The sequence below is a fragment of the Sphaerospermopsis sp. LEGE 00249 genome (genome assembly GCF_014299995.1).
GTDB lineage: Bacteria > Cyanobacteriota > Cyanobacteriia > Cyanobacteriales > Nostocaceae > Sphaerospermopsis > Sphaerospermopsis kisseleviana.
Genome location: NZ_JACJUZ010000036.1, coordinates 1 through 16395, shown reverse-complemented (window position 1 = coordinate 16395; position 16395 = coordinate 1). Strand labels below are relative to the sequence as shown.

The following is a 16395-nucleotide window of genomic DNA, read 5'->3' as shown; positions in this document are numbered from 1 at the left end:
CGTAAGAGCATTTAGCCCAGATGCTAAATGCTAATGATTTTAGCATCAGTACCGTTGATAAATTTGTTTGGCTTCTCATTTTAGAGGTAATGGTATGATTCAAGAAAATTTTGAGCAAAATCAACAATTAGATAAGATATTTAAAGACGCACAGTTTCAACAAATTATCAAAGCTATTATCCTTGGTAAATATGCCTGGGCTTGCGTTTTATTTCTCCACTTTGCTGGATGCGACCCTCTAGACTATATACCCCATGAAATTTATAGTCAATTAATCCAAGATCACTATATTTTTACTGGAGATAAGCAGCATTTAAAGCAGGATAAAAAATTAGAATTTTCTGGTTTAAAGGTAAATTGGGGTAAATTTACGAGCAGTAAACATAGTTCAAATTAAATTTTGGTTACTCATAAATATATCCCCGACTTCTTTGAGATGTTGGGGATATTAACATGAACATTAAAGTTCAGTTAAGCTTATTTCTCGCAATGAATAAAAAGCCAGATACAAATCATAGGTTTTCAATTCTTTACTCGTGGGTTGTTTTGTTATTTATAATTGCCTTAGCTGGCTTCGCTGAATATTTGTGGAGAAGATTTTTGTGGAGAAGATTGATAATTTTTATCTTCTTCTAAATTGGCTTTTATTTCTAATGTTTTCACTTGTTGTTTTAACCAATTTGTAAATAAATCACCTATGATTTTAACCCGCATCTGTTCATTTAATTGGGGTTTAATAATTTCCTCTACCATAATGATATGCGCTCCTTGAGATGTAATGATTGGTTTGAGAATTTGGGGGGGGTTGGCTGCAAAAATAGCGGCGGCTATTTCTGGTCTAAAATCACTGCGTTGGCGCATACCTTGATATCCTCCAGCACGACGAATTTCGGGAGTTTGAATATATTGACGAGCAATTTGGTGGAAACTGATTTCACCTTCTTGCAAAGCATAAAATATTTCTAAAGCTAAATCTTCATCATCTAATATCACTTCATAAGTTACTGCGGCGGTGTAGTCGAGTTGGTGAGCATAAAAAAATGGTTCAACTTTATCTGCAAATAAATGCTCGGCTAATTTTGCAGATACTAAGTTAGTATGGGCGATTTCTTCAAAGTTATCCAAAGAAAGATAATATTTATTTAACCATGCCCAAGTGTCTTCTGCTTTAATCAGTTTGTTGGCTAATCGTAGGCTATCTGCTGCTTGTTGTAGTTCTTCTGTTGTGATAGTAATATCTTCTTTGATAGCAGTATCCGCAATTATTTTTCTAGTGGCGATCGCTTCTAGTACATTAGGAATTTGGCAAGATATTTTAACATGGTAAAGAATATCCTCAGAAGAAATGCTGATAAATTTTGACATCTTCTAATTCTCCATTATTAATAATTGAGGAGTCAGGAGTAGTTTTACTCTTGACTCCTGACTCCTACTATATTAAAGGTCTAGACCATTATGTTGCAGCTTTTTGAACGGATCTAAAATAAAGTCAATAACGCGACGTTGACGCACAATAACTTCTGCGGTTGCGGTTTGACCTGGTGTTAAAGGAATACGTTTGTTACCAGCTTGAATATAAGGTTGTTCCAAGGCAATTTCTAACTCATAAGTTTCTAAGCGAGTGGGGCTATTTTCTGGAATTTTAGCATCAGGTGAAATCCAGGTAACACGCCCTTGCGTCACACCATATTCCTGGAAAGGATAAGCATCAAACTTGATTTTTACTGGCATTCCTACCTTCACAAAACCACTTTGTTGACTGGGCATTTGTGCTTTCAAAATTAAAGTAGCACCTTTGGGGGCAATTTGCGCCAGCATCTGTCCTGTTTGCACAACAGAACCGGGTTTTTTCACAGGTAATTCAAAAATTGTGCCATCAATAGGCGATCGCACTACTCGTTGTTGTAATTGCAATTCCAATGATTTAATCTGACTTTTGGTTTGAGTAATTTCTGATGTCGCTGAAGTAATTTGTGTTTGTAAATCTTTTAGTTGTTCCTGATTTTTCAACAATGTTAATTTACCTGCTTGTACAACACTTTGATAGCTACTTTCCTGTTCTTGTAAACGCAGTTTTGCTTGTTCAATATCTGACTTAGCTTGAGTCATCATTGAGTTATATCGGCTTACCTCTTCCTGAAGACGCAACTGAGATTGTTTAATATTAGCTTTAGCTTCTTCTGCTAATCTTTGACTTTCTCCTGCTGTTTTTTCTATTTCCACAAATCTAATTTGAGGAATTACACCTTGCTGTAAAAGTTGACGATATCGAGCAACTTCTAATAAATCTCGACTTAAACGACTTTTAGCTAAATGATGGGCAATTTGGGTAGAATTGATGCTTTGTTTTGCTTGTTCAATTTGAGCGAGTCTTTCCCATTGTTGCAGATTATATGCACTTTGTTTAGCATCCAAGTTTTCTCTTGCTTGATTAACTTGAGCGAGTTTTTCTAATTGTTGGGACTGGTTTTGTTGTTCTTGGATATTTATCGCCAGTAATACTTGATTTTTGAGTAATTCTAATTGAGCTTGGCGATTAACTAAACCTTCTAATTTGGCCTGGGTTTGTTGCAGTTCTGTTCGCAAAACTTCCGAGTCAATTTCTACTAAAACCTGTCCAGCTTTAACTGTTGCACCTTCTTGAACATTGACAGCAATAACACTACCAGTAACTGCACTATCTAATGTTTGGGTTGCACCTTTTGGTTCTATTCTACCACTAGCATTTCCAGTTTCATCAACTTGAGAAAACATTGTCCAAGGTAAGGCTACTGCTGTAAAACTAACTAGTAAATAGAGCATTGAGCGTGTCCAGGCTTTGGGTAAGGCATCTAATAATTCTTCTGTACCATAAAACCAATCTTTTGCTGTAGTTGCTGTCTGTTTTTCCTGTTGAATATCAGCAGAATGAGTTTGTCCTGATATAAAAACGGATGAGGATGAATTGTAAGTTGATTGTGGCATATTTTAATGATTTGTCAATTTGTAAGGTGAAAAATTACTTTTTCAAGTAAGAAGTCAGGAGTCGTAGGGGCGAAGCATTCGGAAAATAGCCTGTGATAAAAATTGATAATTATTAGCCCGAATGCTGATGCTTCCAGCACGCTTCGCGAACGCCCTTACAGGAGTCAGAAGTTAGAATATTTGTTTGTAGCAGGAATCCACAGGAGAAAGTTTTTTCATCAACAACCAATGACTCGAAAACTTTCATTGATGCTGAACCCTGAATCCTTACTTTTTTTAAGCCAATTTATATGAAAAAGCCCTTTGATTTTTAAATAAATTTAGTTGAAAATGCAACATACATATTAGAGACGTTGTATGCAACGTCTCTTGATTTATATTGAAGATTAAGGTGATTGGTGATTGGTGACTGGTGACTGGGAAGAAAATCAATAATTACCTGTTCCCTGTTACCTGTTACCTGTTCCCTATTTCCTATTCCCTTCTTACTGTCACCTGTCACCTGTCACCTATTTACTGATTTAACCTGTAGCGGCTAGTTGTTGTTGATTGAGATAATAATAATGTCCTTTTTTAGCAATCAATTCTTCGTGATTACCGCTTTCCACTAAAACACCGCGATCTAAAACTAAAATCAGGTCAGCATTACGCACAGTAGAAAGACGATGGGCAATAATTAAACTTGTGCGTCCTTTAAGGATTTTTTTGAGATTGTTCTGAATAATTCTCTCAGATTCAGCATCAAGATGACTGGTAGCTTCATCTAATATTAAAAGGCGCGGATTTCCTAATAATGCACGTGCTATGGCTAGGCGTTGGCGTTGTCCTCCTGATAACATTCCTCCACCTTCTCCAATTTGGGTTTCATAACCCATTGGCATCCGTTTAATAAACTCATCTGCACCTGCCAATTGTGCTGCTTCAATAATTTCTTCTAAACTGGCTTCGGGGTGAGCTATGCTGATATTTTCCCGAATTGTACCACCAAATAAAAATGTTTCTTGGTCAACAACTCCTATTTGCGATCGCAAGGATTTTAAGGCAATACAAGTCACATCTTGATTGTCAATTAATACTCTACCATCTGTCGGCAGATATAACCCTAAAATCAATTTAGAAAGTGTGGTTTTTCCTGAGCCACTGCGACCAACTACGGCTACATTTTGTTCAGGTTGAATTTCAAAACTTAAATTTTCTAGAATGTTAACCTCGCTGTCTGAATGATAGCGAAATGTCACATTATCAAAACAAATTCTTCCATGTAATCTTGATAAACTTTGCCGGGGTTGTATTGCTAAATCTTCTTCTACTTCGGCTTCTAAGACATCATTAATCCGCTCAGTGGAAACAATCACTTCTTGTAATTGATTCCATAATACAATTAACCTTTGAAAAGGTTGAATAATGTTGCCCAATAACATATTAAAAGCCACTAATTGACCAATAGTTAATTGATTTTGAATCACTAACCATGCTCCAAACCACAATAAACCAGTGGTAGCTAGGGATTGAATGGTAGAACTAATTATTTGCAATTGGTTGCCGATTACCTGAACGCTAAAATTTTTCTTAGTCAAGTTATTTAGCAATTCTTCCCAATGCCAACGCACTGTTTGTTCAATAGCCATTGATCGAATAGAAGAAATACCAGATAAACTTTGAATTAAGTAACTATTTTCTTTAGTTACTGCACCAAAGACTTCACGGCTCATGCGTCTTAAAAAAGGCGTAGCTAAAAGAGCTAAACAGACAAAAGGTGGAACTATTGCTAATACTAACAAAGCCAAAGGTGGACTATACCAAAACATCAAACCGACATAGATAAACACGGTCAGTAAATCTAAAATAATAGATAATGCTTCACCAGTAAGAAACCGTTGAATTTTTTGATTTTCTTGGACGCGAGAAACAATATCACCAACATAACGCGACTCAAAAAATGACAAAGGTAAACGAAATGTATGTTTAATAAATCCCACCAATAAGGCTACACTAATTTTATTGGCTGTGTGGTCTAATAAATATTGTCTGAGTCCATTGATGATAACACGAAATAAGCCAAAAATTAGCAAACCAAACCCAACAGTATTTAAAGTAATGGTGCTACCTTGAACAATGACTCTATCTAATAATAGTTGAGTAAATAAAGGTGTCACCAGTCCAAAAACTTGAATTAATACCGAAGCTACAAATACTTCTAGTAATACCTGAAAGTGAGGTTTAACTAAATCAAATAACTGCCAAAATGGTGTATTCGTTTCTGGGGTTTCTTTGAGTGATTTTGTCGGTTGTAATAACAACGCATAACCAGTCCAACCGGCTTTAAATTCCCCGATAGTGAGGGTGCGTTGACCAATAGCAGGATCAGCAACAATTACCTGTTTTTTGGTGATTTCATAGACAACGATGTAATGTTTACCTTCCCAGTGGGCGATCGCTGGTAACGGTTGTTGTGCTAATTTATCTAAACTAGCTTTTACTGGACGAGTAGCAAAACCAATACTTTCAGCCGCAGAAGTTAAACTCCGCATAGATGCACCAGCACGGTTAACATTAGCAAGTTCCCGCAAGCGATTTATACTGAAATTTTTACCCCAATAACGGCTAATCATCACTAAGCAAGCTGCACCACAATCAGAAGCACTTTGTTGTTCAAAATATGGGTAACGTTTGCTAATTTTGCGCCACCAATTACTGGCGGTGACAGTAGGACTAGGAAAGTATTTTTGGCGTTGTTTGGGGTGTTGTTTCGGTTGTGGTTGAGGTTGGTTTCTCGGTTGGGGAAATTGAATGACATTGGGATTTTTGGGTTTAACTTCGCGCTTGATCGGTTCGGTAATTGGTATATTTTCTGCTGCAATTAATGTACTAAGTTGCGGCCAATGTTGTATTGCTTGTTGCCAATCAGCTTGACGTAAAATGTAAGCTATTGTTGGTTCTGTTGCTTGCCAATTTCCCTGTGGGGGATTTGCCAAAATATTACCAGGTGTTAATTTTGTACCTTGAGCATTTTGTAATTCTCCCTGCCTTACTAACAACAGTTTAGCATCTTTAATGATTTGGGAATTTACAGTACCAATATCTAAATTTTGTTTGGTAAATAAGGACAATGCTGTTAACATTTCCTCTACTGATTCATGGCGGGGAATAGCAGAGTTTTGGCACAATAACAGCAATGTATCCCAAAGTTCTGCCTTCAGGAATAGGCGCTCCCATACTGTCGAAATCTTATTAATTACCTCCTGGGGAAGATAACCTATTTTTAAATTCATAGAAGCTCTAGCTACATAATTGCTAAACTTCTGTTCGGGAAAAAGTGTCAACTCTCCAAAGGATGAACCAGATGCTAAAGTCGTAATTAAATTATTTTCACCATCTAATAGTCTGACTTTACCAGCCAAAACTAAATAAATTCCTGGTGCTGCGGTGGCTGATTGCCAAAATTGCTTGGCTATTGGTGGTTCAATAATTTCTAAGGCTTGAATACAATTTTCTAAGTCTTTTTTAGACAGAGAATCACCCAAAATTTGGGTAATTTGTGCGGCTAATTGTTCCTGAGAAAAAGTTGATGTCATTTTCTTACCTCCCAAGTTTAGTTATTGGTCTGAATTAAATTAAATGACCAATTGAAACTAGGTTCGGAGTTAGATTGCAAATCGCAAATGGTGATATTAGCATCCTGATTTGGCAGATTTTTTTGTTGTTGGGAACTTTTGGATTTGGTAGAAAGTCCCATTTGTTTAAGCAAGCGATTAATGTGGCGATCGCTAATTTCAATTCCTAATTCATTGGCTAAATGTTTACTCAACCATTGAGCAGTCCAAGATCCAAAAGCATAGCCATATTCACGGGGACTATGAGTGACCAATTCTTTCAATCTTTCAATATATTGATTATTAACTGTTTTCGGTCTACCTATCCTTCTTTCATTCCATTTATGAGCCATTCCCGCCTCAGCAATACCGATCCAATATCTTGCCATCTCCTGAGAACAACCAATAATTTCACAGATATTAGATTGAGATTTACCCATATCTGCTAACAAGATAATTTCAATGCGTCTGCGATATTCTGGTTGTAAATCAGTTTGCAAGTTTTTTAACAATGTTCTCCTTTGAAAAGGTGTTAAAAACTTGCTATCGTGTGCATCGTAAAGATCCAAAACTTGATTTTGATGAGCAGAGGATGACATAATTCTTACCAGTTGCCGAATACTGTAAAATTTGGGCTAATTCACCTGTTACATCTGTTGCTAAAATCCAGATGTAAAATTCATAAATCACTTCTAACTAACTAAATATTTATGATATTTATGACGTGCTATGCAGCTAAAGCTGGCTGAAAAAATATACAGTAAAACACCTTTAAATCTTTATAATTGATTAATTCATAATTAGTTTTGAATGGAAATTTAGATCCCAAGCAAAACCTGGCTGCTTAGAGAATTGTTAAATTATCAGCAGTCTTTTAATTATGAATTATGAATTATGAATTAGTAATTACTAATTGTTTTTAATCCTGCAATGCAGGTTCATCTAGCACCTTGCAAAGATTTAAGTTAGTTAGGTTGTGATTACCCAATCAGATTAACTGTGTTCCACAAATTGCAGCCTACAAATCATTTTGTTGGGGACAGGAAGCTATTTATTTTTTAACACTAGCTTAACACTATAATTTTCTCATCAGCAGATTTTCATAAATCTGAAATTGTTTCTCAGCCAAGTTATCAGCCAAGTTATCAGCCAAGTTATCAGCCAAGTTATCAGCCAAGTTATCAGCCAAGTTATCAGCCAAGTTATCAGCCAAGTTATCAGCCAAGTTAAAAGACAATAGACTTGTCCGAAAATTAAATGTGCGTTTTCTAAAACCCTTGTAGAGACGTTCTATAGAACGTCTCTACATTAATTCCCGGAAATGTCTAATGCCAAATTTCTTCATGCTTTGTCTTGAAATACTATTAGTCATGGCATAATTTTCCTACATATTCACGAAAGTTTTATGAAAGTTTATACAAGGGCAGATAGTCTTTCTTGAATCTTTATACTAATCTTACATCAAATTTATATTTTTTGACGCAATACTTTAGTTTGATGAAATGCACCTTGATCTAAAATATTTAAATTCTTCATTTAAATTCTTCAATTTTGCAAAAATATAAAAAATAAATATGTTTTCCTAAAAAATAGATAAACCTCTACCTATTGAAGTAAACATATATTCTATTACCATCGGAAATATACCAAATTTTTATCTATCTGTAGTATGAGAATTTTCAATTAGATTTGTAACCTGTTAGTCATAAGTCAACTGATTTAATAAATCTAACCTGCGATAAATAATGAAACAAAAAATATAGTGTACTAAGTAGGAAGTAAGGGTTTCGCAATGCTAAACCCCTACCTGAATGTAATACCTAGATCCCCAACTTCTTCAAGAAGCAGGGGATCTATGCACTTTTGATTTTACGTTTAATTATGTTAACCTACTGATATAGCGTTTCCTAGTCTAATGAAGTAAACACCAATTTATTCACTGTTCCCTAAAACACAAAAACTTTGTACCTCACTAGCATGGGAATAGCTATAAAAAAAGAAGCTGTGTAATTTACCAGCTTCCATGATCGGTTAATAAATTGCCAATTGATGCAGTAGAGATAATCCTGTTTGGGAGAAATAGGATTACCATAAATGAAGCAGAAGTGTGATAAATCAAGGTGCTACACTCAAGGTACTATCAGCCATAAGGAAGATTTCACCGTAACTTTTCAATTTCCCATTTTACTGTCAGTGCTAAAGATGATCGTAAAAAACTAACATCTAAAATAGCCGTAGAATTTTGCTAACAATCTCAAATTTCGGGTTAGCCATTACCCAAATTTGTAATTGTTTAAACTGTCGGGAAAAAAGAACCACCAATAGTTACGCTTCATCTGTCTTGGTGTAAAAGGTAAACATTTGGTTGTTAGGAAAAAGCCTAACGGTAGGCTATTTCCACAGCTATTTATGTTGTTATTTATAATTTATAGGATTTTACGGATGTATATTTGCCATTCTGGCAGAATCTTACACTGGCTTTGATAATTGATAATTGATAATTGATAATAGATCCCCGAATTGTTGAAGAAGTCGGGGATCTGGGTATGACGTTTTTTAAGGTTGAGTTACTGAGAAAATCCTGTACATCCTGATTCAGAAATCAAACTTCTGCGTAATGTTCCTGTTCTCGTTCTACAAAACTCTGGACACGGTTGCGATAGCTTCTCAAACTATCATCTACCCAATCGCGATCGCTACTGTTAACAAATAAATGTACCAAAGGTTCACTAGCATCGGGTAAAACCAACACCCAACTATCATCATAAGGTTGACAAATTTTCACCCCATCAATCAATTCCAAATTCTGCGCTGGATGAGTTTCCACCAAATAACGCATTAATGCCCCCTTAGCAGTCCAAGGACAACGGACAGTATAACTTTTATGAATCACCCGTGGTAATTCTGAACGTACAGCAGCCAGCGATCGCTCTTGAATTGTCAGCATTTCAATCAACTTGGCAATGCAGAACATAGAATCAAAACCCGGATGCAACTGCGGAAAAATAAAACCAGTATCCCCACTTCCCCCTAAAACCACATTAGTATTTTTTTGACAAGCTTCCATCAACGCTGTAGGATTCGCCTTAGTTCTAATTACCCTACCATCATGACGACGTGCTACCTGTTCCACCGCACTAGAAGCATGAACCGGTACAACTACCGAACCTCTAGGATTAGATGTTAACATCATTTCCACCATCAACGCCGTCAGCATTTCTCCCCGCACGGGATAACCAGACTCATCCACTAAAATCAACTGTTCCCCATTTGCTGATACCTGCACCCCAAAATTAGCCTTGAGTGCTTCCACCACATGACCTAACTGAGTTAACAAACCTTCCCTCGTAGTAGTCGTCATCGCAGTTTTATTCACACTGGCATTCAAAACCACCGCATCAGCACCAAACTTATCTAACATCTGCGGTAACACCGCCCCTGAAACCGCATAAACATAGTCAATTACAACCTTTGCCCGACTATTACGCAAAGTTTCCACATTCAAAAGCTTTTCAAAAGCAGTACAGTAACGTTCAATCACCTGACTAGGATATACCACATCACCTATTTCGTGACTTTGCGCCCTCCGCATATCTTCTTTAAAATACGCCCCCTCAATTTTCTTTTCCTGGGCTTTGGTAATATTAATCCCCTTGCTATCCATGAATTCAATCAGGATATAATCAGGACGATCCGGGTGTACCCGCACATGAATACCACCCGCTACCCCAATTTTGGGAATCACGGTTCTAGTAATAGGAATAGCTGTCGAATCAAGATTTTGCACATCTACACCTACCGACATCAACCCGGCAATGAGAGAACGAGTTACCATTCGTGACACATTCCGCTGATCACGGGAAACACTCACCTGAGAACCGGGTTTTAAAGTCGAACCATAGGCAGCACCCAATTTGACAGCAAATTCCGGGCTAATATCAATATTAGCTAAACCTTGTACCCCCCGTTGACCAAATAAATTTCTTTGGGCAGTGTTACCCCAAATCAAATTAATGTTTAAAACAGCACCTGATTCAATTTTCTTACTTGGCCAAACTCGCACCCCAGGGCTGATTTGTGCTTCTTCTCCCACCGTAGAAAGCGAACCCACTACAGCAGCTTCTAATACATGAGCGCGGCGATCAACACGAGTCCCACGGGAGATTATACAAGCTGATAATTGGGCTTCATCGCCTATTATTGCGCCATTCCAAACTATAGGACGTTTTAAATTTGCATCTGCCCCAATAGTCACATTATCACCAATAATCGTCCCATCTTCAATTTGTACCCTTGCCCCAATGCGACAATTATCACCAATTATGGCAGGACTTTCAATTCTCGCACTGGGATCAATATAAGTATTTTGACCTATACACACCCCAGAAGCAACTTCTTGATATGCAAACTCTAGTTTTACCTTCTTAGCTAAAGCATCATATTGCGCTTCCCGATAAGCATCTAAATGACCCACATCACACCAGTAACCTTGGGCAATATAACCATAAATCGGTTCATTTTTCGCCAATAGTAAAGGAAATAAATCTTTAGAAAAATCGGATTCTGTATGTTCTGGTAAATATTCCAAAACTTCTGGTTCTAAAATATATGTTCCTGTATTCACAGTATCAGAAAAAATTTCACTAGTGGAAGGTTTTTCTAAGAATCGGTTGATACGTCCTTCTTCATCTGTAATTACTACCCCAAATTCAATCGGGTTAGGAACACGGGTTAAAATTAAAGTAGCTTTAGATTGTTTTTGTTTGTGAAATTCAATAGCTGCCGTCAGGTCAAAATCTGTGATACTATCACCGCTAATCACTAAAAAAGTTTCATCCAAAAGTTCAGCAATATTTTTAACACAACCTGCTGTTCCTAAAGGTTGGTCTTCTTCGATAGAGTATGTCATTTGTACGCCAAAATCGCTACCATCTTGGAAGTAATCTCGCAGGACATCGGGTAAATAGTGTAACGTGGCTATTATTTCTGTAATCTTATGCCGTTTGAGAAGATTGATAATATGTTCTGCAATGGGTCGGTTTAATATCGGCACCATTGGTTTTGGTAGATCACAGGTTAAAGGACGTAATCTTGTCCCTGAACCACCTGCCATTAGCACTGCACGCATAAATCCTCCTAATTACAGCCTTGGCTGCATCGAGATTCGTTATAAAAATTGGTTCTTCTTTATTTAGTCTCCTATGAATATTGATCTTTGAGGAACTTCCACAAGAAACATTTGATAAAAATTAAGTAAATCGACGCTTAAAATTATGTAACTAGTATTATTACAGCCCCGTATTTACATTACCCTTATTATATTTAACATAGCTGTAAATTTTCCCTAGATATTCCTATAAACTGCTGCTAATTCAGAACAATCAACTAACAACCAAACCTAAGTGTTCTGGATTTATTAGTAGCACTGGACATAATATACAAAAGTAATATAAATTTATATATACTTCTATATTTTTATTAACAATCTCTATAAATACCCCCATATTGGCATTGACTACCAAGCCGCATTCTGGAATACTATTCCTAACTAATATCAAGACATTGCAAAGTTAAGAGTCAAGTTTTACCTGCACCAACAGCGAAAAGCTTTGAAAAACTGTATTTTGGTAAGCAACTCTCTGCAATGTTTGTGACTCGTGATGCACAATTTTCTGCATTTACCACAGGAGTAGATTGTAATGGAATTAATTATTGTTGGGTTAATTGTGACTTATGTATTGGGCGCAATGAAATTCTGGTCTGGTTTTAATAAGACTCATTTTACACAAACATTACTGAATCGTATTGGATTTAGTTTATTATGGCCAGTGTTGTTTATTGCTAATTCGTCCTATCGTCGCAATTTTAGAAGAGCATTAAGAGATTAATTCATAATTCGTAAACAAGGGAATAGGTGACAGTTTACAGGTGACAGGTGACAGTGTAAAAGGGAATAGAGGGAAAATAAATTCTTTTTTCTTTATCCTGACTCCTGTACGGGTTTAGCACTGCTAAACCCGTACTGACTCCTGACTCCTCCGGCAATTATGAATTATGAATTATGAATTAAAAAGCTTGAATCCACTCTTTAATAGAATACTCTGTCCAGATGCCATTTTGCCAATAAGGATCAGCGTCCACTAATTGACGAACGGTATTTTCGTCTTCCGCTTCATAAATTCCAAAAACTTTTGTGACATCTTTTGTAGGACCCAGGGTAATTAAAATTCCTGCTTCTTTTTGTTTTGCTAGTCCTTCTAAGTGTGCTTGACGGTGGGGTTCACGTTTGGTTAGTACGTCTTCGCAGTAGCTTCCCCACATTACGTATTTTGGCATGGTGTTGTTATTTTTATCATTTGTTAAAGATTTATTTTATATGTATTGTGAATGGTAGTCAATTATGATTAGGGGATATTTGGTATAATTTATATGATTATATATTAGCTGGATATGATGAAGAAATAGAATTTCAAATTTTACCAAATGGAGATTTATTAGATGAGCCTAACTAACTATAATGCCATGTCTGATGCTGAATTAAAGCAGTATTGCCTCAAACATCGTGGAGATAAAATTGCTTTTCAAACATATTTAGACCGCATCAATCAGCGTCCTCATCGAATTATTGCTAGTTTCAATGATCCTGACTTTGATGAAAAAGTACAAGCAGCTATTCGTGAAAAACTAGAAAGAAATCGTCAAAATATGTAATAGTAATATTCTACTATTTGCAAAAAATTAGATTAAAATATTCTTATTGCCTCAGTATTTCAGGAGCAAACCATCATGTCTTTAACCGTGAAAGAACTAGAAGAAATACAGACAGCATATCCAGATTATCGCATAGAATTAGTAGATGGAAGTATCATTATTATGAGTCCGTCGGGTTATGAACCAGAAGAAGTAGGTACTGAGTTTGCGCGAATTTTAGGAAACTGGGTTAGACCTCGTAAACTAGGCCGTGTAGTCGGTTCGAGTGCGGGTTTTAAATTACCAAATTCTGATTTACGTGCGCCCGATGTTTCTTTTGTTCGTGCTGAGAGATTGAAAATATCAACAGAAGATTATGCCGAATTAGTTCCTGATTTGGTAGTGGAAGTAAAATCTAAAACTGATTCTATAGATAAACTGAGAGAAAAGATTCAAGAATTTATTAAATTAGGTTCACAAGTGGGAATTTTAATTAATCCTAAAACTAGAACATTAGAAGTTTCTCAAAATGGTGAAACAGTGATTTTTAAAGATGGTGATATTTTAACACTTCCTGATTTATTACCTGGTTTTGAAGTGGTCATTTCAGAAATTTGGCCTCCTGTTTTTGAGTAGTGTCGATAATTAGTCCTATATGTATTGTTTCTGCAATATTATTATTAATAATATCATCTTTAACCTAAAATTGAACACATCAGATATAATCAAATATAACAATACACAAAAATCAGCAGAGTATTTCCGTAGTATTTCAGGAGAAAATCATCATGTCTTTAACCGTGAAAGAACTAGAAGAAATACAGACAGCATATCCAGATTATCGCATGGAATTAGTAGATGGGAGTATCATTATTATGAGTCCGTCGGGTTATGAACCAGAAGAAGTAGGTACTGAGTTTGCATCTTTGTTAAGAAACTGGGTTAGACCTCGTAAACTAGGCCGTGTAGTGGGTTCTAGTGCGGGTTTTAAATTACCAAATTCTGATTTACGTGCGCCCGATGTTTCTTTTGTTCGTGCTGAGAGATTGAAAATATCAACAGAAGATTATGCCGAATTAGTTCCTGATTTGGTAGTGGAAGTAAAATCTAAAACTGATTCTATAGATAAACTGAGAGAAAAGATTCAAGAATTTATTAAATTAGGTTCACAAGTGGGAATTTTAATTAATCCTAAAACTAGAACATTAGAAGTTTCTCAAAATGGTGAAACTGTGATTTTAAAAGATGGTGATATTTTAACATTGCCTGATTTATTACCTGGTTTTGAAGTGGTCATTTCAGAAATTTGGCCTCCTGTTTTTGAGTAGTTTTGATAATGGAAATTGGCAATTAGTAAATAGACAACAATTACCAATCACCAATTACCAATTACCAAGTTTTAACTTCTCAAACTCACACCAAACAGTATTGAACTGCAAATAGGTTGATTTTGGTGTTGATTTTTGTGTTGATTCTGGTGTTTATTTCTGTGCTTGGGTTTGAGAACCGGGAATAGTAACATCTATGGGTGTCACTGTAGCTGCTAACTGAGTTAATGGTGGTTTAATAGCGGTTTGATTTCCCACTACTAGGGTAACTAAATTTTCTGGTTTGAGGTATTTTCTGGCCACTCTTTGTACATCTGCTGTTGTGGTTGCAGTGACAGCTTTTTGATAACGAAACAGAAAATCAGCGGGATATCCATAATATTCGTAGCGCATTAATCGAGATAAAGTTTGACTGGGATCTTGAAAATTGAATACAAAAGAATTGAGGGTAGATTCTTTGGCATAATTTAATTCTTTTGCTGTTACCCGTTGATTTTGTATCCGTTGAATTTCTGTTTTCAATGCTTTCACAAACTGTACCGTAGCATCAGAACGAGTTTGTCCCCCAGAAATAAACATTCCCGGATAATCGAAACGGGGACTCCAGACACCATATACAGAATAAGCTAAACCTTGACGCGATCGCACTTCATTAAATAATCTTCCCCCAAATCCATTTAACACCCCATTCATGACACTTAATGCAGCATAATCAGGATTATCGAAAGTTCCCCCCAAATGTCCAATGAGAATATTACTTTGTGTTAGTTGGGGTTGATTAACAAAAAATACACCACCTAAATTAGCTGATGATACTTGCGGTAGTTGAGTTTTAGAAATGTTGGGATTAGATTTCCAGTCACCAAACTTTTCTTGAATGAGCGATCGCATTTGTTTGGGGTTAAAATCTCCTACAATTCCCAAAATCATATTATTCGGATAATAATATTGCTGGTAGAATTTAACCACATCTTCACGGTTAATTTGATCCAGAGTTGCATATTCTACCGTGCGAGAGTACGGGCTTTCTGGACCATAGATTAATTTTCTAAACTCCCGACTAGCAATATCATCTGGATCATCATTGCGACGAGCAATACCACCCTTAACTTGAGTTTTAATCAAATCTAACTTTTCTTGAGCAAAAGCTGGTTCTCGCAACACTTCAGCAAATAACCCAAAAACCGTTTCTAAATCTTCAGTCAAACTGTCAAAACTAGCAGTACCAGCAGTTTCACTCATCTCTGTTTCAACAGAAGCTGCTCGTTGTTCCAGTATCTCATTTAATTTATCTGGGGGATGTTTGAGAGTACCACCAGTTCGCATCAGTGAACCAACAACATCCGCTAACCCAACTTTATCACCTGATTCCCAACGGCTACCAGTTTTAACCAGAGTCGTGCCACTGACTAAAGGTAACTCATGATCCTCCATTAAATAGACAACCAAACCGTTATCTAATACAAACCGTTCATATTTCGGTAATTTAATTTCCGACAAAGGAGTAAACTGTAAATCTGAATAATGCTTTGCTGCTGCCGTCGCTACCCAAGAAAAATTAAAAGTCAGCAGAAAAGCAATCACCAAAGCGGAAATAAACCGCCAACTCTTAGAAAACTTCAATGAAAACTTCAACTTCTTAACCTTCACATTTAACCTCTCTTCTTCCTTTGTGTACTTTGCGTACTTTGCGGTTTAAAACTCTTATTTTGCAGGGAATAGGGAACGGAGCAGGGAGCAGGGGGCAGAAGGCAGGAGTTTTTTATTTTGGATTTTGGATTGTTTTTATCAACTTCAATTTAAAATCTAAAATCTAAAAT

Annotated in this window: 13 protein-coding genes; 5 read left to right on the top strand and 8 right to left on the bottom strand. The window is 36.4% G+C overall.

The annotated features are described in order from the left end of the window. Positions 1 to 94 precede the first annotated feature (94 nt). Entirely contained in the window at positions 95 to 397 is a 303-nt protein-coding gene (locus H5968_RS13680) for a HetP family heterocyst commitment protein (RefSeq protein ID WP_187040396.1), read from the top strand. A gap of 167 nt (positions 398 to 564) precedes the next feature. On the opposite strand, the gene H5968_RS13675 is transcribed toward H5968_RS13680, so the two are convergent. The 5 genes from H5968_RS13675 to H5968_RS13655 all read right to left on the bottom strand — a co-directional run bounded on the left by H5968_RS13675 (position 565) and on the right by H5968_RS13655 (position 7156). Beyond that, positions 565 to 1365, bottom strand: coding sequence for a peptidylprolyl isomerase (locus H5968_RS13675; protein ID WP_187040395.1), 801 nt, complete (start codon positions 1363 to 1365; stop codon positions 565 to 567). A 72-nt stretch (positions 1366 to 1437) separates the two neighbouring features. Continuing rightward, complete coding sequence (locus H5968_RS13670; RefSeq protein ID WP_187040394.1) at positions 1438 to 2964, bottom strand: HlyD family efflux transporter periplasmic adaptor subunit; 1527 nt, start codon at positions 2962 to 2964, stop codon at positions 1438 to 1440. A 310-nt stretch (positions 2965 to 3274) separates the two neighbouring features. Continuing rightward, the gene (locus H5968_RS13665) at positions 3275 to 3466 is read right to left on the bottom strand and encodes a hypothetical protein (protein WP_187040393.1); all 192 of its coding nucleotides are present in this window, start codon (positions 3464 to 3466) and stop codon (positions 3275 to 3277) included. A 19-nt stretch (positions 3467 to 3485) separates the two neighbouring features. Next, positions 3486 to 6539: an ABC transporter transmembrane domain-containing protein gene (locus H5968_RS13660; protein ID WP_187040392.1), complete on the bottom strand. Its 3054-nt coding sequence runs from the start codon at positions 6537 to 6539 to the stop codon at positions 3486 to 3488. Between the two features lie 17 nt (positions 6540 to 6556). Then, positions 6557 to 7156: a helix-turn-helix domain-containing protein gene (locus H5968_RS13655; protein ID WP_187040391.1), complete on the bottom strand. Its 600-nt coding sequence runs from the start codon at positions 7154 to 7156 to the stop codon at positions 6557 to 6559. 478 nt (positions 7157 to 7634) lie between these two features. Between H5968_RS13655 and H5968_RS26120 the strand changes: the two genes are divergently transcribed. Next, positions 7635 to 7787 carry a PT domain-containing protein gene (locus H5968_RS26120; RefSeq protein ID WP_187040426.1) on the top strand — a complete coding sequence of 51 codons (153 nt, stop codon included), beginning with the start codon at positions 7635 to 7637 and terminating at the stop codon, positions 7785 to 7787. Positions 7788 to 9159: 1372 nt separating this feature from the next. Here H5968_RS26120 and H5968_RS13645 read toward each other — a convergent pair. Both H5968_RS13645 and H5968_RS13640 read right to left on the bottom strand, forming a co-directional pair. Continuing rightward, positions 9160 to 11685: a mannose-1-phosphate guanyltransferase gene (locus tag H5968_RS13645; RefSeq protein WP_187040390.1), complete on the bottom strand. Its 2526-nt coding sequence runs from the start codon at positions 11683 to 11685 to the stop codon at positions 9160 to 9162. Positions 11686 to 12623: 938 nt separating this feature from the next. Beyond that, positions 12624 to 12893 carry a YciI family protein gene (locus tag H5968_RS13640; RefSeq protein ID WP_187040389.1) on the bottom strand — a complete coding sequence of 90 codons (270 nt, stop codon included), beginning with the start codon at positions 12891 to 12893 and terminating at the stop codon, positions 12624 to 12626. Between the two features lie 162 nt (positions 12894 to 13055). Here H5968_RS13640 and H5968_RS13635 point away from each other — a divergent pair, with 162 nt between their 5' ends. From H5968_RS13635 to H5968_RS13625, 3 genes are all read left to right on the top strand, one after another. After that, complete coding sequence (locus H5968_RS13635; protein ID WP_187040388.1) at positions 13056 to 13268, top strand: hypothetical protein; 213 nt, start codon at positions 13056 to 13058, stop codon at positions 13266 to 13268. Positions 13269 to 13343: 75 nt separating this feature from the next. Beyond that, positions 13344 to 13883 (top strand): Uma2 family endonuclease, encoded by a 540-nt coding sequence (locus tag H5968_RS13630; RefSeq protein ID WP_187040387.1) that lies wholly within the window; start codon positions 13344 to 13346, stop codon positions 13881 to 13883. A 152-nt stretch (positions 13884 to 14035) separates the two neighbouring features. After that, complete coding sequence (locus H5968_RS13625) at positions 14036 to 14575, top strand: Uma2 family endonuclease (RefSeq protein WP_187040386.1); 540 nt, start codon at positions 14036 to 14038, stop codon at positions 14573 to 14575. Between the two features lie 153 nt (positions 14576 to 14728). Here H5968_RS13625 and H5968_RS13620 read toward each other — a convergent pair whose 3' ends face one another. After that, entirely contained in the window at positions 14729 to 16198 is a 1470-nt protein-coding gene (locus tag H5968_RS13620; RefSeq protein ID WP_255427127.1) for a pitrilysin family protein, read from the bottom strand. Positions 16199 to 16395 lie beyond the last annotated feature (197 nt).